The organism is Occultella glacieicola, assembly GCF_004353825.1.
Taxonomy (GTDB): domain Bacteria; phylum Actinomycetota; class Actinomycetes; order Actinomycetales; family Beutenbergiaceae; genus Occultella; species Occultella glacieicola.
This window is the reverse complement of the sequence record NZ_SMNA01000016.1, coordinates 23,440-41,261: the sequence shown is the minus strand read 5'-3', so window position 1 is coordinate 41,261 and position 17,822 is coordinate 23,440. Positions and strand designations below refer to the sequence as shown.

15 protein-coding genes are annotated in these 17,822 nt (G+C 71.0%); 7 read left to right on the top strand and 8 right to left on the bottom strand.

Features of this window, described 5'->3' with window-relative positions; genetic code table 11:
• Both EXU48_RS22710 and EXU48_RS22705 read left to right on the top strand, forming a co-directional pair.
• Positions 1-1,500, top strand: a complete 1,500-nt coding sequence (locus tag EXU48_RS22710) for an NAD-dependent succinate-semialdehyde dehydrogenase (protein WP_235857221.1) — start codon at positions 1-3, stop codon at positions 1,498-1,500.
• A gap of 22 nt (positions 1,501-1,522) precedes the next feature.
• Positions 1,523-2,881, top strand: a complete 1,359-nt coding sequence (locus tag EXU48_RS22705) for an MmgE/PrpD family protein (RefSeq protein WP_133109982.1) — start codon at positions 1,523-1,525, stop codon at positions 2,879-2,881.
• Here EXU48_RS22705 and EXU48_RS22700 read toward each other — a convergent pair.
• The 6 genes from EXU48_RS22700 to EXU48_RS22675 all read right to left on the bottom strand — a co-directional run bounded on the left by EXU48_RS22700 (position 2,874) and on the right by EXU48_RS22675 (position 9,097).
• Positions 2,874-3,956: an alanine racemase gene (locus tag EXU48_RS22700; protein WP_235857220.1), complete on the bottom strand. Its 1,083-nt coding sequence runs from the start codon at positions 3,954-3,956 to the stop codon at positions 2,874-2,876. The two genes, EXU48_RS22705 and EXU48_RS22700, sit on opposite strands and share 8 nt — an antisense overlap.
• Positions 3,953-4,687, bottom strand: coding sequence for an SDR family oxidoreductase (locus tag EXU48_RS22695; RefSeq protein ID WP_207947873.1), 735 nt, complete (start codon positions 4,685-4,687; stop codon positions 3,953-3,955). The genes EXU48_RS22700 and EXU48_RS22695 overlap by 4 nt, the downstream gene beginning before the upstream one ends.
• Positions 4,688-4,709: 22 nt before the next feature.
• A complete protein-coding gene (gene solA / locus EXU48_RS22690; protein WP_133109980.1) occupies positions 4,710-5,858 on the bottom strand; it encodes an N-methyl-L-tryptophan oxidase in 1,149 nt (382 codons plus the stop codon).
• Positions 5,855-6,922 (bottom strand): tartrate dehydrogenase, encoded by a 1,068-nt coding sequence (locus tag EXU48_RS22685; protein WP_133109979.1) that lies wholly within the window; start codon positions 6,920-6,922, stop codon positions 5,855-5,857. Before EXU48_RS22685 ends, solA begins: the two co-directional genes overlap by 4 nt.
• 156 nt (positions 6,923-7,078) lie before the next feature.
• Positions 7,079-7,783 carry a GntR family transcriptional regulator gene (locus EXU48_RS22680; protein ID WP_133109978.1) on the bottom strand — a complete coding sequence of 235 codons (705 nt, stop codon included), beginning with the start codon at positions 7,781-7,783 and terminating at the stop codon, positions 7,079-7,081.
• Between the two features lie 21 nt (positions 7,784-7,804).
• Positions 7,805-9,097 (bottom strand): amidohydrolase, encoded by a 1,293-nt coding sequence (locus tag EXU48_RS22675; protein WP_133109977.1) that lies wholly within the window; start codon positions 9,095-9,097, stop codon positions 7,805-7,807.
• A 166-nt stretch (positions 9,098-9,263) separates the two neighbouring features.
• Between EXU48_RS22675 and EXU48_RS22670 the strand changes: the two genes are divergently transcribed.
• From EXU48_RS22670 to EXU48_RS22660, 3 genes are all read left to right on the top strand, one after another.
• Positions 9,264-10,433 carry a PucR family transcriptional regulator gene (locus tag EXU48_RS22670; protein WP_133109976.1) on the top strand — a complete coding sequence of 390 codons (1,170 nt, stop codon included), beginning with the start codon at positions 9,264-9,266 and terminating at the stop codon, positions 10,431-10,433.
• A gap of 136 nt (positions 10,434-10,569) precedes the next feature.
• Complete coding sequence (locus EXU48_RS22665; RefSeq protein WP_133109975.1) at positions 10,570-11,880, top strand: NAD(P)/FAD-dependent oxidoreductase; 1,311 nt, start codon at positions 10,570-10,572, stop codon at positions 11,878-11,880.
• A 277-nt stretch (positions 11,881-12,157) separates the two neighbouring features.
• A complete protein-coding gene (locus EXU48_RS22660) occupies positions 12,158-14,515 on the top strand; it encodes a LamG-like jellyroll fold domain-containing protein (RefSeq protein ID WP_133109974.1) in 2,358 nt (785 codons plus the stop codon).
• A 5-nt stretch (positions 14,516-14,520) separates the two neighbouring features.
• On the opposite strand, the gene EXU48_RS22655 is transcribed toward EXU48_RS22660, so the two are convergent.
• Complete coding sequence (locus EXU48_RS22655; RefSeq protein WP_235857219.1) at positions 14,521-15,549, bottom strand: LacI family DNA-binding transcriptional regulator; 1,029 nt, start codon at positions 15,547-15,549, stop codon at positions 14,521-14,523.
• Positions 15,550-15,945: 396 nt separating this feature from the next.
• Here EXU48_RS22655 and EXU48_RS25540 point away from each other — a divergent pair, with 396 nt between their 5' ends.
• The gene (locus EXU48_RS25540; RefSeq protein ID WP_133109973.1) at positions 15,946-16,260 is read left to right on the top strand and encodes an ATP-binding protein; all 315 of its coding nucleotides are present in this window, start codon (positions 15,946-15,948) and stop codon (positions 16,258-16,260) included.
• Positions 16,176-16,739, top strand: coding sequence for a DUF4143 domain-containing protein (locus EXU48_RS22645; RefSeq protein ID WP_407938773.1), 564 nt, complete (start codon positions 16,176-16,178; stop codon positions 16,737-16,739). The genes EXU48_RS25540 and EXU48_RS22645 overlap by 85 nt, the downstream gene beginning before the upstream one ends.
• 48 nt (positions 16,740-16,787) lie before the next feature.
• Here the strand turns inward: EXU48_RS22645 and EXU48_RS22640 are convergent, their stop codons facing one another.
• Entirely contained in the window at positions 16,788-17,759 is a 972-nt protein-coding gene (locus tag EXU48_RS22640) for an aldo/keto reductase (RefSeq protein ID WP_133109971.1), read from the bottom strand.
• Positions 17,760-17,822 lie beyond the last annotated feature (63 nt).

The window sequence follows — 17,822 nt, the reverse complement described above, 5'->3', positions numbered from 1 at the left end:
ATGTCCAGCATCGCCACCGCCCCGGGCCGGGACGACTCGGCCATGTCGGCCGCGCTGAGCGCGGTGCCCTCCGGCTACCTCGCCGGATCCTGGCGCGAGCCAGCATCCGGCCGCACCTTCACCGTCACCGATCCGGCGACGGGCGCTGCGCTCGCGCAGGTCGCCGACTGCGGCATCGATGACGGGCTGGCGGCGCTGGACGCCGCGGTGGCGGCCGGGCCGTCCTGGGCCCGATCGGCCCCGCGCCGGCGCGCCGACGTCCTGCGCCGAGCCTTCGAACTCATGCGGGAGCGGCGCGAGGTGCTTGCCACACTGATCACCCTCGAGGTCGGCAAGACGCTGACCGAGGCCCGCGGCGAGGTCGACTACGCGGCGGACTTCGTCCGCTGGTTCGCCGAGGAGGCCGTCCGCCCCGGCGGTCGCAGCACTCCAGCACCGGACGGCCAGTCCCACTTCATCACAGTGACCGAGCCCGTCGGGCCGTGCCTGTTGATCACCCCCTGGAACGTGCCGCTCGCGATGGTGGCCCGCAAGGTCTCCCCCGCGATCGCTGCCGGATGCACCGTCGTGGTCAAGCCCGCAGACCTGACTCCGCTGGTCACGCTCGCGTTCGCCGCGATCGTCCGGGAGGCCGGCGCCCCGGCCGGGGTGGTCAACGTCTTCACCACGACAGATGCCGCCGGGGTCTGCTCCCGGCTGATCGAGGACCCCCGGCTGCGCAAGCTCTCGTTCACGGGGTCCACCCCGGTGGGCAGGCTCCTCCTGGAACAGGCCGGCCGCCGCGTCCTGCGCACCTCGATGGAACTCGGCGGCAACGCCCCGTTCCTGGTCTTCGACGACGCGGATCTCGACGTGACCATCGACCAGGCGATGATCGCCAAGATGCGCCTGGGCGGCCAGTCCTGCGTGGCGGCCAACCGGTTCCTGGTCCAGGACGGCATCGCCGACGACTTCGCCCGCCGGATCGGTGAGCGGATGGCGGCCGTGCGCGTCGGCCCCGGACTCGACGATGGAGTCGACCTCGGCCCCCTCATCGACGATCGTGCGGTCGCCAAGGCCACCCGGCTCGTCGATGATGCGGTGGCGCGCGGCGCCGTCGTCATCGATCAGGCCCCCATGCCCGATGACCCCCAAGGCACCTATTTCGCCCCCATCGTGCTCGATCACGTCCCGCTGGACGCGGCGATCATGTCCGAGGAGGTCTTCGGCCCGGTCGTCTCGATCCACCGATTCACCGACGAGGACGCCGCCGTGCGCATCGCGAACGACACCGAGCACGGGTTGGCCGCGTACGTGATGACGCAGGACGTCGACCGCGCCCGGCGGGTGGCGGGCAGCCTCGAGTCCGGGATGGTCGGCATCAACCGCGGCCTGATCTCGAACGTCGCAGCACCCTTCGGCGGCATCAAGCAGTCCGGTCTCGGCCGCGAAGGGGGACCCGAGGGTCTGCTCGAGTACCAGGAACTCAAGTACCTGTCGGTGCCCGGTCTCTACGCCTGAACCCGATCGACGAAGACCCGCGATGACGGGCACGCCTGCCGAGGCGTTCGGCACGTGGGCTGCGCTCCAGCCACGCCTGACGGCTGCGCAGGAGCGGCTTGCCCGGGATGCGATCATCGACACCGTCGCCTGCCTGGTCCTCGGGGCCGACGACGCCAGTACCCGGTCGGCCGAACAGGTGCTGACCTCGCCCGGTGCCACCGGTCCGAGCACGATGGTGACCGGCGCGTCCGGGCCTCCGGCGGCCGCGGCCTCCGTGAACGCCACAGCCGCCCACGCGGCGGACTTCGACGACAACTTCACCCCCGGGATGAGCCACGCGTCGGCTGTCCTGGTCCCCGCCCTGCTGGCCGTGGCCGAGGCAGAGCCGGGCAGGGCGGACCGCCTCCTCGAGTCCTACGTCGTGGGTCTGCAGGCTCAGGCGTACGTCGGGGCGCTGGTGGGCTACGGGCACTACGTCTGGGGTTGGCACGGCACCTCCACTGTCGGCTGTATCGGCACCGCGGCCGCGGTGGCCCACCTCTGTGACGGGTCCGCCGACGCCGTCGGGCGTGCTCTGGGGATCGCCGTAAGTTTCGCCGGTGGCACGAAGGCCCAGTTCGGCACGCCGATGAAGGCGCTGCACGCCGGCCTTGCCGCCAGGGGAGCAGTGGAGGCGGGCCTGCTCGCCGTCGCCGGCGTCTCCGCTCACCCACGCGCTCTGGAGGGTCCGCAGGGGTTCGTGGCGCTGACCGGCCGCGGGGACGGGACGGACGGCTCCGAATGGCTCACCGATACCTTGGCCGTGGAACGACCGGGCGTACTCCCCAAGCAGTACCCGAGCTGCGGGTCGACGCACCTCGTCCTGGACGCGATCGCCGACCTGGTGGAGGCGACCGGATTCACCGCGAGCGAGGTCACCGGTGTCGAGGCGACGATCGGACCTGCCGGGCTCGGGAGTCTGCCATACCGCGAGCCGAGCAACGCCCTCGAGGCTCGGTTCTCGATGGAGTACTGCGTGCGGACCTTCCTGCGTCGGTCGACGCTCGCGCTCGCGGACTTCACCGAGGCACGGGTGCAGGAGTACCGGACCGAGGTCCGCGAGCCCGAACAGATCGAGGTCATCCTGTGCGCCTGGGACGACTCCGATCTCCCGCCCGGGTTCTCGGCGGACCGGCCGCCCCATCACGTCCGGGTCCACCTGCGCGACGGCCGGACCCTGGAGCACGTCCGAGTCCTCCCCCGCGGCAACGTCGACGATCCTTTTTCCGACGAGCAGCGGCGCCGGAAGTTCCTCGACTGCTGCGGCCGCGGGTCGGAGCCGATCCACGCCCGGATGCTCACCGCGGACGGCCCGGGCCTGCTGGCGTGTATGCGCGCCCTTGTGACCGGACTCAGGTGAGGTGACCGCGGGCGTCCACGGGCCAGGTGTCGACGACCACCCCGGCCCGGACGACCGCGTACTCATCGAATAGGTTCACCGGCGGGCAGACGTGGTTCGGCACGATCGCCAGGACATCCCCGACGGCGGGGCGGGGCACCTCGGGCGGCACGGTCAGGAACGCGTGGTGTTCGTTGAGCAGCCGCAGGAAGCTGCCCGGTACCCCCGGCACCCAGCCGTAGCCACGCTCGGGCGATCCCTCGCGGCCGAGGGCCTTGGACCCGACATCCAGCACCACCTGACCGGGCACCGCCGTGCTGACGACCGTGCCGGCGAGGTGCAGCGCGACGTCGTCGAGGGAGCAGCTTCCGAGGAGCACGTTGTTGACGTCCCCGAACACGTACTCCCCCGGCCGTACCTCGGTGACGGGGGCGCGGGCTGAAAGTCCGGCGGTCGGCGTGGTGCCCGCGCTGAGGACCTCGATGTCCAGGCCGCGGGCAGCGATCCGCTCGGTCGCGATCCGCACCGCTGCCACCTCGTCTTCCGAGGCGCTCAGGCGGGCCTCTCGCGACCGGCTACCGTGGCCCGCATAGGCGAACACTCCTCGGACGTTCAGACCGAGCCGGGCGCACGCGACCGCGAGGTCACCCGCCGACTCGGCCGGGATCCCCGAGCGGCGCGCACCGCAGTCCAGCTCGATGAACACGTCGAGCGGGTGGGCCGCCCCGCGCACCGCGGCCGCGAGCTGGGACGCGGCCTCCTCGGAGTCGACGCCGATCGAGAGCGTGGTGCGCTCGTGCAGGGCACGGATCCGGGCCGCTCGCGGTGCGTCGGCCCAGACCGGGAACGCGATCAGGATGTCGTCGAAGCCGGCCCCGGCGAACACCTCGGCCTCACCCACGCTGGCAGCCGTGATCCCGTAGGCCCCGGCCTCGATCTGCATCCGGCCGATCCGCACGGACTTGTGCGTCTTCACGTGGGGTCGGACGTTCACCCCGCGGGCCGAGATCGTCGCCTGCATCCGCGCAATGTTGGCTTCGACCCGATCGAGGTCGATGAACAGGCTCGGGGTCTCGATACCGTCCGGAACCCTCACCACGGCAGCGGCTCGCGCTCGTAGAAGAACCCGCCGGTCGGGCCGTCGTTCGGAAGGGTCGCCAGCCACACGGGCGTGTCCGCCCCGTCCTCGACCGGTCGCGTCGCCTTCGGACTCATGTCGGAGCGGGTGTAGCCGGGCGAGGCCGCGTTGACGAGGATGCCGTCCGCCCGCAGATCCTCGGCGACGACCACCGTGAGCATGTTCAGGGCGGACTTGGAGACCCGGTAGGCCGGGGACCTCGGATCGTCGGTCAGCTCGATGGAGGCCATCGTGCTCGAGAGGTTGACGATCCGGCCGTAGCGATTCGCGCGCATCGCCGGTACCGCCGCCCCCACACACGCCCAGGCCCCGAACAGGTTCGTCTCGATGGTGGTGCGGACCCGGTCCAGGTCGGGCTCGGACGGGCGGTGGCTCGGCCATGCGTCGATCGCGATCCCGGCGTTGTTCACGAGCACGTCCAGACGGCCGTAGACCTCCATGACGGTGGCGACGGCTCGTCCAGGGCTACCCGGCGCGATCACGTCGAGTTCGACGGCGGTGGCCTCCGTGCCGGCGTCCCGCAGGGCTGTTACCCGGTCGGCGGCATCGGCGGGCCGGCGGCAGCCCAAAGCGACCCGGAGCCCCGCGGCCCCGAGCTGCCGGGCGATCTCGAACCCGATGCCGCGGTTGCCGCCGGTGACCAGCGCCACCCGATCGGTGGCCGACGGGGTGGACTCCGGGCCGGTCACCAGGTCACCCTCTCCGTTTGTCTCATGCCCTGGGCTCCGCTGAGGCGAACCGGTCCGGACGCAGGAACCTGAGATCCCTCGTCGTGGCACCGGTGAGGGCATAATCGGCGAGTATCTCGCCCATCACGGGAGCGAACTTGAATCCGCCGCCGGAGAAGCCGGCGCCGATCAGCACGCGCTCCGAGATCGGTGACGGCCCCACCACTGGAAGCTGGTCCGGGCTGTACCCCTCGATGTGGGTCGAGAGGTTGGTCGGGTCCGGATGAAGGCCGGGCAGGTAGGTGGCGATGACCTCCCGGATCTCGTCGATCCAGGCCTGCGCGACCCACTGGTCGAGTCGCTCGAGATCCTCGACCACCGGGTGCGGACGCGTCCAGACACCGACCTTCACGGTCGCGCCGTCCACGGAGGGGAAGCCGTAGGCCCGGACGTCGCCGACCCGCTCGAACACCCCGAAGACGTCGGCGCGGTACCGGGTGACGTCCCTCGGCAGGTACCAGGCCTGAGTCAGCCGTCGCGGTGTGATCTCGGGCCCCAGATCGCCGAGCAGTTGCGGTGCCCAGGCGCCGGGGGCCACCACCACGCGGCCGTATCGTCGGACGCCGTCCGCCGTGCGCACGCAGACGCGATCGCCGTCCGGTTCGACCGCGAGGACCCTGGTGTGGTCGTGCACCTTCGCGCCACGCGCGCGAGCCGCGCCGACGGCACTCAGGATGCTGCGCTCGGGGCGGAGGAACCCGGTCGACCCGTCTACGAGCGCGGTGTCGCCGGCTCGGATGAGGTGCTCGGGGAACCTGGCGTGCAGTTCGTCGGCGTCCAGAACCTCATGCGGGAGGGCGTTGTCCTGCATGGACCGGATGGCGTTGACCAGGGCCGGGGTGTCGCGGGGGCCGAGGATCATCCCGCCGGTGAGCGTAAGCAGAGACTGCCCAGTCGTCTCCTCGAGCGCACGCCACAGCTCGAGCGCAGCGAGAGCCAGTGGGGTCTTGAAGGGCTCGGACTGGCTCGCGGCCGCGAACCTGCGCGTCTGCCCACCGGAGGCGCCGCGGGTGTTGGCGATACCGAACCGTTCATAGCCGTGCACCGGCACGCCCCGTTCGGCCAGTCGCCATAGCGCCATGCTCCCGACCGTGCCGAGGCCGACGACGGCGACCTCCGCGTCGTTGCTCATGCGGCACTCCGGGTCACGTGCGATATCACCGCGTCGGTCACCGCGGCGGTGTCGGCGGTGCCGCCGATGTCTGCGGTCCGGGTAGCCGGGTCCCGCAGGGTCTCCGCGATGGCCTCCATCAGGAGGCCGGCGGCCCGCGCCGCGCCGAGATGCTCGAGCATCATCACGGTGGACCAGAGCATGCCCACGGGGTTGGCGATCCCACGGCCGGCGATGTCCGGTGCGGATCCGTGCACCGGCTCGAACATGGACGGGTAGGTGCCGGTGGGGTCGACGTTGGCCGACGGTGCGATTCCGATGCTCCCGCAGACTCCGGCGGCCAGATCACTGAGGATGTCACCGAAGAGATTGCTGCCGAGCACCACGTCGTAGCGGGCCGGGTGGAGCACGAGCTTGGCCGCAAGCGCATCGATGTGCTCGAAGGTCGTCTCGACGCTGTAGTGCGCCGTCGTCTCGGCCACCACCTCGTCCCAGAACGGCATGGTGTGGATGATCCCGTTGGACTTCGTCGCGGCGACGATCCGTCCACGACGCCGCTCGGCCCGCTCCGCGGCGAAGCGAGCGATGCGCTCGACGCCGGTGCGCGTGAACACGCTCTGCTGGAACGCCGACTCGACCGGAGTGCCGGCTCCGAACCGCCCGCCGATCTCGGAGTACTCCCCCTCAGAGTTCTCGCGCACGATGAGCAGGTCGACGCCCTCCGCCAGGTCGGGCCGCAGCGGTGACGGCACACCTTCCATGACGCGTACCGGGCGCAGGTTCACGTACTGCTGGAACATGCGCCGGATCGGAATCAGTAAGCCCCACAGCGAGACGTGGTCCGGTACGCCGGGCCAGCCGACCGCACCGAGCAGGACCGCGTCGTGCTCCCGTAGGAGGCCCAGGCCGTCGTCGGGCATCAGTGCGCCCTCCGTGAGGTAGCGCTCACAGGACCAGTCCAGGTCCGTCCAGGCGATGTTGTCGCCCGTCAGCGGGAGCAGGCGGGCGAGGACCGCCTTAGCCGAGTCCATCACCTCGGTCCCGATCCCGTCGCCCGGGATGGCAGCGACACGGGCCGAGGTCATCGCCCACCCGCCGCGGAGCGCTCCGGGGTGGTCCCCGGCTTCGACGTGGGTGACATCCGGGTCTCCTACCCTCGGGCCATGGGCCGCCGACACGTGCTCCCGATTGTCGACAATGAGCTCGAAATTGTCAACAATCGTTCCGCGCGGGGCGCTCAGTCAACGACTCGAACCGAACAGGATCAGTTGGTCGACTCCCGGGGACAAGCCCGCCGCACCCCCCAGCAGTGCGTCGATGACCTGCCGCCGACTCGACTCGATCTGGTCGACCACCAGGCCCCGTGCCGTGGCGGCGGCCCGCTCGACCATCGCGTCGAACAGGTCGTGGTGCTCGTGCAACTGCTCACCGACGGCGGCGCGCGAGCCCAGCGTGACGAAGTAGAGCCGCTGCATCTCCTCGAGGAGGATCCGCAGCGAGTCCGCGAGCCGGGCGTTGCCGGACACCTCGGCGATCCGTACATGGATCTCACGATTGTCGATTAGGAACTGCTCGTAGCTCGGCCGGTCGACGCCATAGGTCGCGTGTGCAAGTGCACTGAGGGTGGCCAGCTCCGCGTCCGTGGCACGCTCGATGGCGAGCTGGACGGCAGCCGGCTCGAGGATGAGGCGCATCTCGAACAGGTCCCGGACCCCGGCAACGGAGAGCTGGCGGACCCGGTACCCCTGCCGTGGGCGCACCTCGACGAACCCCTCGTGGACCAGCCGCTGCAGGGCCTCCCGGACCGGAGTCCGGCCGTAGCCGGTCGCGTCGGCGAGGCCCCCCTCACGCAACTCCACGCCGGGGGAGAGCTCGTTCGTCAGGATCATGTTCTTGAGGCGCGCGTAGGCCTCGACGGTCGCACTCGTCGCGCTCAGATGAGCCATGTGTCTACCGGGCCTGACATATCAGGATCGTACCTGTGACGTCACAACTGGGGGAACCCTGAATCCCGTGCGGATAGCGGCCTCGAGCCACGCGACCGCGAGCGGAAGCGCCCGCTCGTCCACGTCGAACCGGGGGTGGTGGTGCGGTGCGGGGCTTGAGGCCCCGACGACGGTCAAGGTGGCCCGTCCGCCGTTCCCCTGCACGTGGGACATCATCAGGGTGACGTCGTCGGAGGCCGTCATGGTGGCTGCGGCAAGGGCATGCTCGATGCCCGGCACCCTGGCAGCGGCCCGAGCCATCGCCTCGGTCACGTCCGTGTCGCAGACTGCGACGGCGGAGGTTCCGGTGACCTCGAAAGCCACCTCGAGCTCATACATGGCTGCCGCACCGGCCACGATGTGCCGGGCACTATCCGCGAGCCGCCTGAGCGCGCCGTCGTCGTCGGCACGTACCTCGCACTCGAGGATCGCACTCTCGGGCACGACGTTCGCGGCCGTGCCAGCCACGAGTCGGCCCACGTTGACCCGAGTCACCACGCCTGCCTCCGGGGGCAGGGCATGCAGCGCGGTCACGGCGGCTGCGGCGCCCAGGAGCGCGTTGCGCCCCTCGGCGGGCGCGAGGGCGGCGTGCGCCGCACGGCCGGTGAGGACGATCCGCCACTTCTCGGTGGCGAGGACGCCGGCGGCGGCCGCCGCCACCGTACCCACGGGCAGCCCGATCCCCAGATGCATCCCGAGCATCACGTCGACACCGTCGACGGCTCCCGCCGCGACCATGGCGTGGGCTCCGCGGACCCCCTCCTCAGCAGGCTGGAACACCGCGCGGACCTCGCCCGCGAAGTCCCGATCCGCGGCCAGTCGCCGAACCAGTTCGACACCGACGGCAACATGTCCGTCGTGCCCGCAGGCGTGCATGAGGCCGGGGATCTCCGAGGCGAAGCCCACCCGAGTCGGCCGATGCTCGCCGCCATCCGCCTCGTGCACCGGCAGTGCGTCCATGTCGAATCGGAGCGCCGTGACCTGCCCCGGCCGGTCGCCCTTGACCGTGGCCACGATGCCGGTCGCCCCGTGACCGAGTTCCTCCACCAGGCCGGGCGCGACGCCACGGGCGAAGGCCCGTGCCCGTGCGGACGCGAGGTCGGCCGGAGCGGGCAGGCCGGCGACACCGGTCAGGTCGCAAACCGAGGCACCGAAGGTCACCTCGTCGGCGACGGCACCGATCTCAACGATCACCGCGACGGCCGTTTCGATCTCCATGAAGCCGAGTTCCGGACGACGGTGCAACTGGCGCCTCAGCGCCACCAGGTCCGTCACGTCCACGCTCCCTTCGTCGTCCGACAGGGCGTCGGCCGGAATCCACGCCGACCTCGATCTATTGTCGACAATCTGTCTGGAAGGGTACCGGAACTGCGGTTGACGCGTCCGTGCGGTTCTCGTCCTTCGTCACCGGTGGGGCGTGCGAAGGCCCTAGAGTCTCGTCATGGAGACCCTCGGAGACGACCTGTTCGAGGCCGCCGAGTCGCTCGCCGGGTCCATCGACGCGCCTGTGACCATCGAGGACGAGCGCTCCACGGTCCTCGCGTACTCCGCCGACGCCCAATCCGTCGACGACATCCGGGTCGACACGATCCTCGCCCGTCAGGTGCCCGGTCGATACCGGACGATCCTCACCGAGGCCGGCGTGTTCGACCGTCTCCGGCGCGAGTCCGGGGTGGTTTACGCCGACCTCGGTGAGGGCAGCGTCACCCGGGCGGTGGTCGCCGTGCACAGCGACGAAGGCACCCTCATCGGGTCGATCTGGGCGGCACGATCGGAACGACTCGGCGAGGCTGAGGGGCAAACGCTCATGGCCGCCGTCCCTCAGGTGGCCCGGCTGATCCTGGCCCATCGAGCCCGGAGCGACCGGCACGGCCGATTGCGGTCGCGGCAGGTTCGCGCCATCCTCGACGGCGGCCCGGAGGCCTTCGAGGTTGCCGTCGAACTGGGCCTGGCGGGCCCGGTCACGGTCGCCCTGGCCGCGCCGAGCACCGGCTCGGATCTGCCCGCGGGCCTCGCCGGGGCGCTTGCGATCCACCTCGAGGCACGGGGTGTGCGGGCACTGACCGCAGAACTGGACGCCACCGTCTGCACCGTGCTCGCCGGCCCGGACGAGGCGGTCGCCCGGGTCCTCAGCATGTTCGCCACCACGGCACGGGTCCGGGACCACGTGGTCATCGCCATCGGCCGCCGGGTGGCCTCCCCCGGCGAGGCCCACCACTCGCACCAGGACGCGGTCCGCGCGCTGCGGGTACTCCGCCGCCGACGGACGCCCGGCGTGGTGGCCCCCATCGACGACGTGCTCGCCGACATCGTCGCACTCCAGACCGAGGGTCTCCTGGGCGACGTCGCGGAGATCACACCGCTGGCCCGGCTCCTGGAGCACGACCGGACCAACGGCAGCGAACTCGTCACGACCGCGCGGGCCCATCTCGCGCATGGCGGCGACGTCGCAGCGGCGGCCGCCGAGTTGCACGTCCACCCGAACACGCTGCGGAACCGGCTCCGCCGCGCCGTCGACAGGTGCGGCGTCGATCTGACCGACACCGACACCCGGCTCGTCCTAATGCTGCAACTCGCCCTGGCGACCCTCGGACCACCGCCCTCGGACTGAGTCCCGGACCATCCCGACCACCTGTGCGATCGCACCGCCAGCAGCCCAGAACGCTGGCCGCCCGGCTATCCCGCGGGCCGCCCTGGTTGCGTCACGGTGGACTCCGACCCACCCACTCGAGAGGCGGTCGGCGACCGTGACCAGCACACGACCGGAGCACATCGTTGTCGTCGGAGCGGGCGCCGTCGGGCTCTCCACGGCCTGGCACCTGCAGCGGCACGGCGTCGGCGTGACCGTGGTCGACCGGATCGGTGTGGCCGCGGACGCCTCCTGGGGCAACGCCGGTTGGCTCGCTCCCGCGCTGACCCTGCCGCTCCCGGAGCCCGCCCTCCTTCGATACGGCATTCGCGCGGTCTTCGACCCGGCCTCACCGGTGTACGTGCCGCCGTCGGCCGACCCCCGGCTGCTTCAGTTCCTGATCACCTTCGCCGCGCACTGCACCAGGAAGCGCTGGGAGTCGTCGATGGCCGTGTTCGCCGAACTGAACAAGCTCGCCCTGGGCTCCTACGACGAACTGTCCGACGGCGGTGTGGCGGAGCCGATCCGCACCGCAGAGCCGTTCCTGGCGGCCTTCGCCTCCGAGGCGGACACCCGGGTCATCGCGAAGGAGTTCCGCTACGCCGGCGAGCACGGCGCCCCGATCGATCACGCGTTCCTGACCGGGGACCAGGCACGGGCCGTCGAGCCGGTACTCGGCGAGGGCGTTGGCGCCGCGATCACAATCGAAGGGCAGCGGTTCATCGACCCGCCAAGGTTCGTGCACTCGCTCGCCGACTCGGTCCGAGCCCGCGGCGGCGCGATCATCTCCGGGTTCGACGTCGACGCGATCCTCGACGATGGCCGCACGGGTGTGCACGTACTCGACCGCAACGGCTCCTCCCACTCGGTCGACGCCGTCGTGATCGCCTCCGGCGCCCGCCTGAACTCCCTCGCCCGACCGTTCGGAGTGCGCGCGATCGTGCAGGCCGGCCGTGGCTACAGCTTCACGGTCCGCCCGGACCGGCTGCCGGAGCGCCCCGTCTACCTTCCCGTGCAGAGGGTCGCCTGCACGCCGTTGCAGGGCCGGTTCCGAGTGGCCGGGATGATGGAGTTCCGCCGCCCGGACGCAACCCGGGACGATCGCCGGATCACGGCGATCGTCGAAGCTGCCCGGCCGATGCTCACCGGCATCGACTGGGAGGTGCGCTCCGAGGAGTGGGTCGGCTCCCGGCCGTGCACCGCAGACGGGTTGCCCCTCGTCGGCCGCACCCGCTCCCCGCGGGTGTACGTCGCCGGCGGGCACGGGATGTGGGGCATCGCCCTCGGCCCGCTCACCGGACGCCTGCTCGCCGATCAGATCACCGGCGAGGCGACCCCGGCCGTGATGACGCAGTTCGACCCACTGCGCCGGGGCATCCGGCGCACGCCACAGCGCGGGGCAGCAACGACGGCGGGACGGCCTGCCTGAGCCTCCGGCCTCAGTACCCGGCGCGGGCGCGCAGGCCGAGTTCACCCGGGGTCGCTGGCGCCGTCGTGTGGTTGCGAGGTCTGCGTCACGTCCGTCGTCGCTGCGAACAGGAGCAGGTTGACGGCGGCAGTTACGGTCGTCGCCTCTTTACATCGATGTAGAAGGCGGGCTAGCGTGACGTTGTCGGTGTCGTGGCCGGCATCGCCCGGCCGGTCGGACCGGTCGCCGACGGCCAGAGCACCGAACCCTGAGTCCAGCGTTGAACACCGGGAGCGCCATGTCCGTCCGTCCCCTCCTCGCCCTGATCTGCGCCGCTCTCGTCGCGCTGGTCCCGGCCGCAGCGGCGGCCCGTCCACCGGCGCCGGCACCCACCGAGCCACCGGAGTTCACCGACGCCTCGGTGCACGACCCGTCGCTGGTGACGGCCGACGGGGAGTTCTGGGTGTTCGGCTCGCACCTGGCCGCCGCCCGCTCCGACGACCTGATGAACTGGGAACTGGTCGCCGACGGCGCGAACGCGGACAATCCGCTGTTCGAGGACGTGCGCGCCGAGCTCGCCGAGACGTTCGAGTGGGCCCAGACGGACACGCTCTGGGCGGCGGACGTGATCCAACTCGAGGACGGCCGCTTCTACATGTACTACAACGCCTGCAAGGGCGACTCGCCGCGCTCGGCCATGGGCGTCGCCGTCGCCGACTCGGTCGACGGACCCTACGAGGACCTGGGCATCATCCTGCGCTCGGGCATGTGGGACGAGCCGAGCGAGGACGGCACGATCTACGACGCGCGCGTGCACCCGAACGTGGTGGACCCGGACACGTTCTTCGACGCCGAGGGCAACCTCTGGATGGTCTACGGCTCGTACTCGGGCGGCATCTTCATCCTCGAGATGGACCGCGAGAGCGGGCTGCCGGTGCCCGGCCAGGGCTACGGCGAGCACCTGATGGGCGGCAACCACAGCCGGATCGAGGGGCCGACGATCATGTACAACCCCGAGACGGCGTACTACTACCTGTTCACGTCCTTCGGCGGTCTCGGTTCGGACGGCGGCTACAACATGCGCGTGGCACGGTCGGCGGACCCGGACGGTCCCTACGTCGACGCCGAGGGCAATCCGATGTCCGAGGTGCGCTCGGACCCGGCCCTACCGCTGTTCGACGACGCCTCGATCGAGCCGTTCGGCGTCAAGCTGATGGGGAGTCACCTGTTCGGCCACGCGGTCGGCGACCCGGGCGAGGAGCCCGGCGTCGGGTACGTCTCGCCCGGGCACAACACGACCTACTACGACCCGCAGACCCGCGAGCAGTTCCTCATCTTCCACACCCGCTTCCCCGGTCAGGGTGAGTTCCACCAGCTCCGCACCCACCAGATGTTCATGAACGAACATGGCTGGCCGGTGGTGGCGCCGTACCGCTACGCACCGGACGGCGAGGACGACATCCTGCGCCGCCCGGACGTGGTCGGCGAGTACGCGTTCATCGACCACGGCAAGGAGATCTCCGCCGACCTCCATGAGGCGAGCACCATCGAGCTGCACCGCAACGGCGAGATCAGCGGCGCCGTCGAGGGCCGCTGGCACCTGCTGCAGGGGCGCGACCGGGCCCGCCTGACCATCGACGGCGAGGAGTACATGGGCGTGTTCGTGCGCCAGTGGGAGCCGCAGTCGGCTTCCTGGGTGGTCACCTTCACCGTCTCCTCCGACGGCGGAGTGTCACTCTGGGGAAGCCGGCTCGCCCCGCTGACCGATCAGCAGGCGCTCGACGCCGTGCTCGCCGATCTGGATCTCGGCGACACCTCCGGCGTCATCGCCGACCTGGACCTGCCCACCGTCGGCACCCGCGGCGTCACCATCGAGTGGGCCAGCTCCGAGGAGGCCGTGGTCTCCGCCAGCGGGGAGGTGGTCCGGCCCGAACCCGGCGACGGCGATGCTCACGTCACGCTCACGGCGACCCTGGCCCAGGGCGAGCTGACCGCGACGGCGACGTTCGCCGTCGTCGTCTCCGAGAAGGTGGTCGGCGGCCTGGTGGCGCGTTACGACTTCGACGGCGACCTCGCCGAGGCGCAGGGCCGCGTCGCCGACGGGCAGCCCACCGGCACCCGCATCGACACCACCGGTGGCGCCGTCGGCTACACCGAGGGCGTCAGCGGGCAGGCGTTGCAACTCGACGGCACCGCCGGCGTACGGCTCCCGGACGGGCTGATCATCGGGCCGACGTACTCGGTGAGCCTGTGGCTGCGGCCGGACGCCCTCACCCCCTACACGACGGCGTTCTTCGGCGCCCGGGACCCGAACAGCTGGGTGAGCCTGCTGCCGCAGGGGCACGACGGCGTGGGCGGGGACACCATGGTCTGGTCAGGCAACGCCTGGTACGACGCGTCCGCCGGTCAGCAGATCCCGGTCGGCGAGTGGACCCACCTGGCCCTGACCGTGGACGACGGCGCGCTGACCGTCTACGTGGACGGCGTCGAGGCGTTCGCCGGCACCGGGTTCCCGGACGTGTTCACCACCACGTCGGGCGCCTTCGCGCTCGGGGTGAACTGGTGGGACACCCCGTTCGCGGGCGCGGTGGACGAGCTCGAACTGCACACCACGGCGCTGACCGCCGAGGAGGTGGCCGCACTGGCCGCCGGCTGAGGACGTCAGGCCGGCCGGGCCGGCAACCCGAGGGTCGACTCCCGGGGCACCACCTCGAACTCGGCCGTGATGGTCTCGTGTTCGGCCGGAGCGGTCCGCTCGACGATCCGGCGGTGCAGCAGACCGACGGCGGAGCGGGCGATCTGTGCCCGCCCGGGTGAGACCGAACTGAGACTCGGATAGGCGAAGCGGGCGTCCTCGACGTCGTCGAAGCCGATCACGGCGACGTCCTGTGGCACCCGGATCCCGCGGGAGAGGAGCTCGCGCAGTACGCCGATGGCGAGCGCGTCGTTGAGCGCGAAGACGGCGTCGGGGACGGTGCCGGAGTCGAGCATCGTCGCGATCGCGGCTGCCCCGGTCTCGCGGTGCCACAGGCCGGACTCCCCGATCAGGCCGGGGTCCACGCCGATCCCGGCGGCCTCGAGCGCCTCGGCATAGCCGGCCTCCCGCAGCGCCGCGGACCCGATCCGTTCCCCCCGGTGTCCACCCACCATCGCGATCCGGCGCCGGCCCAGGCCGAGCAGGTGCTCGGTAGCGGCGCGCGCGGCGTCCACGTTCTGCATCGTGACGTGATCGGCCGCCGCGGCGAAGATCCGTTCCCCGAGAACGACGAGGGGAAAGTCGACCTCGAGCAGGTGCCGGTCGTCCTGGCCCAGGGCCAGAGGGGAGAAGATCAGACCGTCCACGAGCCGGCGGCGCGGGTCTCGCAGCACGGCGATCTCGCGTTCCCGGTCGCTGTTCGTCTGCTCGATCAGCACGGTGAGCCCCACCTGCTCGGCCTCGGCGATCACGGAGTCTGCGAGCTCGGCGAAGTACGGGAGCTTGAGCTCGGGCACCGCGAGTCCGATCAGACCGGTACGCCCGGTGCGCAGCCCGCGGGCGGTGGTGTTGAGCTGGTAGCCGAGCTTCTGGATCGAGTCCAGCACGCGGGCCCGGGTGCCCTCGCGGATGTAGGGGTAGTCGTTGACCACGTTCGAGACGGTCTTCACCGAGACGCCGGCAAGTTTCGCGACGTCGCTCATGGTGACGGCCACCGGCGCACCCTCCGTTCAGGTCGGTGTGACGCCCTCGAGCCTACCGACGCCTCGACCAGAGACCACCGACCGGGTCACGATGGCGCCGGTCTGGGCACGCAGTTCCGTCTGCACGGTGTCGGCTCGCGATGTTGCACACTGTCGGCTGATCTGCCTGCAGATTGTGGATATGAAGAGGCAGCGATCGCGGTCGACCCCTCGTTGCTCCTGGAAGGCGACCCGCCCCGACTCCTCGATGAGTGGCAGGAACAACCGAACACGTGGAATCACCTACGTCGCCGGGTCGACGCACGTGGTAGACCCGGCCAGTTCATCCTGACTGGCTCCTCGGTGCCTCGCGACGATGCGCGTCGACACACTGGAGCGGGACGGGTCTCACGGATGCGAATACGGACGATGTCGCTGTGGGAGTCCGGTGACTCGACGGGCGCGGTCAGCCTTCGCGACGTGCTCGGGGGCGGCGTCTCCCGCGCCCCGCAGTCGCAGACGACCGGACACCGGATCGCAGAACTCATCGTCCGCGGCGGATGGCCGATGTCGATCGGACTCCCCATTGAGGACGCACGCACGTACGCAACCGACTACCTCGACCTGCTCGTGGACGCGGACCTCTCACGCGTGGCTGGATACAGCCGCGACCCTGTCAAGGTCCGGCGATTGCTGCGTTCGCTCGCTCGGAACGTGGCGTCCGAGTCTCCGTCACCGCACTGACCAGAGATGTTGCGGGCAGCGACCTCACCACGACCCGCGAGACGACCATGGGGCACCTCGGCGCTCTCGAGCGGCTGATGATCACGGAGGACCAACCCGCGTGGTCGGCGTCGCTCCGCTCCTCGGCGCGCCGGCGCAAGGCGCCCAAACGGCACTTGGCCGATCCGTCGCTGGCGGCAGCGGCACTGGACGCCACCCCCGACTCGCTGAGGGAAGACCTCAACACCCTCGGATTCCTGTTCGAGTCCCTCGCCATCCGCGATCTCCGGGTGTACGCACAGGCAAGCAGCGGTCGAGTGACACACTTCCGCGACTCCAACGGCCGCGAAGTCGACGCGATCATTGAACTCACCGACGGCGGGTGGGCTGCGATCGAGGTCAGGCTCGGGACGGGCGCCGTCGATGCCGCGGCCGCATCCCCCATCAGGTTCACTGGTGACCTCGATCTCGAAACCATGGGCAAGCCACGCGCCGGGTGAGACCGAACTGAGGCTCCGGCAGGTGACTTCTACCCCGAGTCGGCGCGGTCAGCGCGCGTAGTGCGGCGCGCTCGCCAGGAGCGGCGCGGTGGCGGCGTCGACGCGCAGCCGCAGTTCCGCCTCGAGCGGCCCGTGGCCGAGCGCCGCGACGTTGGCGCGGATCTGGCCCGGGGAGGATCCCCCGACGAGGATCGCCTCCACCCCGCCCACCCCGAGCAGCCACCGCAGGGAGAGCTCGGTGAGGCCGATCGCGGCGCTGTCGGCGATCTCACGGAGCGCATCGAGCGCCTGGAACTGCTCCGGGGTCCAGTACCGGCGGCGGTACATCTGCGCCACGGCGGAGGATCCGAACCGCCCCTGCCCCGGCTCCTCGGCGATCGTGTGGCGCCCGGTGAGCAGCCCTCCGGCCAGCGGGTTGTAGATGACCGTCTCCACGCCGCGAGCCACCGCGAAGGGAAGGAACTCGACCTCGAGGCGCCGCGCGAGCGCGTTGTAGAGCTGCTGTGCGCGCCGCGGCTCCGGGGCCCGCTGCCGGCGGCACAGTTCCTGTACCTCGACCGTCTCCCACGCGGAGTGGTTCGAGAGGCCGAAGCGCCTGGCCAGCCCGAGTTCGAGCACCTCGGACACGCCACCGATGGTCTCCGTCAGCGAGGTGCTGCGGTCCGGCTGGTGCAGGTACAACGTGTCCAGCGGCCGGCCCAGCCGCTCGACGCTGGTGCGTGCTGCGGCCACGACCGCCTCGTGGGCGAGTGGCCCGGCGCCGTCCCGGGGCGGCTGCATGCCGACCTTGGAGGAGACGACCACGCCGTCGGCGGGATTGGCTCGCAGGGCCCGGCCGACGATCTGCTCGCTCGCACCGCCCGCGTAGGTGTTCGCGGTGTCCAGTTCGCCGATCCCGGCCTCGATCGCGGTCTCGATGATCCGGGCGGCCGTTGGCTCGTCGACGGTGTCCCCGAACGACATCGTGCCCAGGATCAGGCGCACCGGCACCGGCCCCGACTCGGTCCTCAGGTCGTTCATCAGCTCTCCCTCGGGGGAATGTATTGCGCAGAACGCGCAGTCAACGTAGCACGAAACGCGCCG

Bases quoted from the DNA above. Each gene is read 5' to 3' on its own strand.
- EXU48_RS22680 (WP_133109978.1), bottom strand. From the start codon at position 7,783: ATGGCTCATCTGAGCGCGACGAGTGCGACCGTCGAGGCCTACGCGCGC.
- EXU48_RS22640 (WP_133109971.1), bottom strand. From the start codon at position 17,759: ATGAACGACCTGAGGACCGAGTCGGGGCCGGTGCCGGTGCGCCTGATC.
- EXU48_RS25540 (WP_133109973.1), top strand. From the start codon at position 15,946: ATGTCGCTGTGGGAGTCCGGTGACTCGACGGGCGCGGTCAGCCTTCGC.
- EXU48_RS22660 (WP_133109974.1), top strand. From the start codon at position 12,158: ATGTCCGTCCGTCCCCTCCTCGCCCTGATCTGCGCCGCTCTCGTCGCG.
- EXU48_RS22670 (WP_133109976.1), top strand. From the start codon at position 9,264: ATGGAGACCCTCGGAGACGACCTGTTCGAGGCCGCCGAGTCGCTCGCC.
- EXU48_RS22685 (WP_133109979.1), bottom strand. From the start codon at position 6,922: ATGACCTCGGCCCGTGTCGCTGCCATCCCGGGCGACGGGATCGGGACC.
- solA (WP_133109980.1), bottom strand. From the start codon at position 5,858: ATGAGCAACGACGCGGAGGTCGCCGTCGTCGGCCTCGGCACGGTCGGG.
- EXU48_RS22710 (WP_235857221.1), top strand. From the start codon at position 1: ATGTCCAGCATCGCCACCGCCCCGGGCCGGGACGACTCGGCCATGTCG.
- EXU48_RS22705 (WP_133109982.1), top strand. From the start codon at position 1,523: ATGACGGGCACGCCTGCCGAGGCGTTCGGCACGTGGGCTGCGCTCCAG.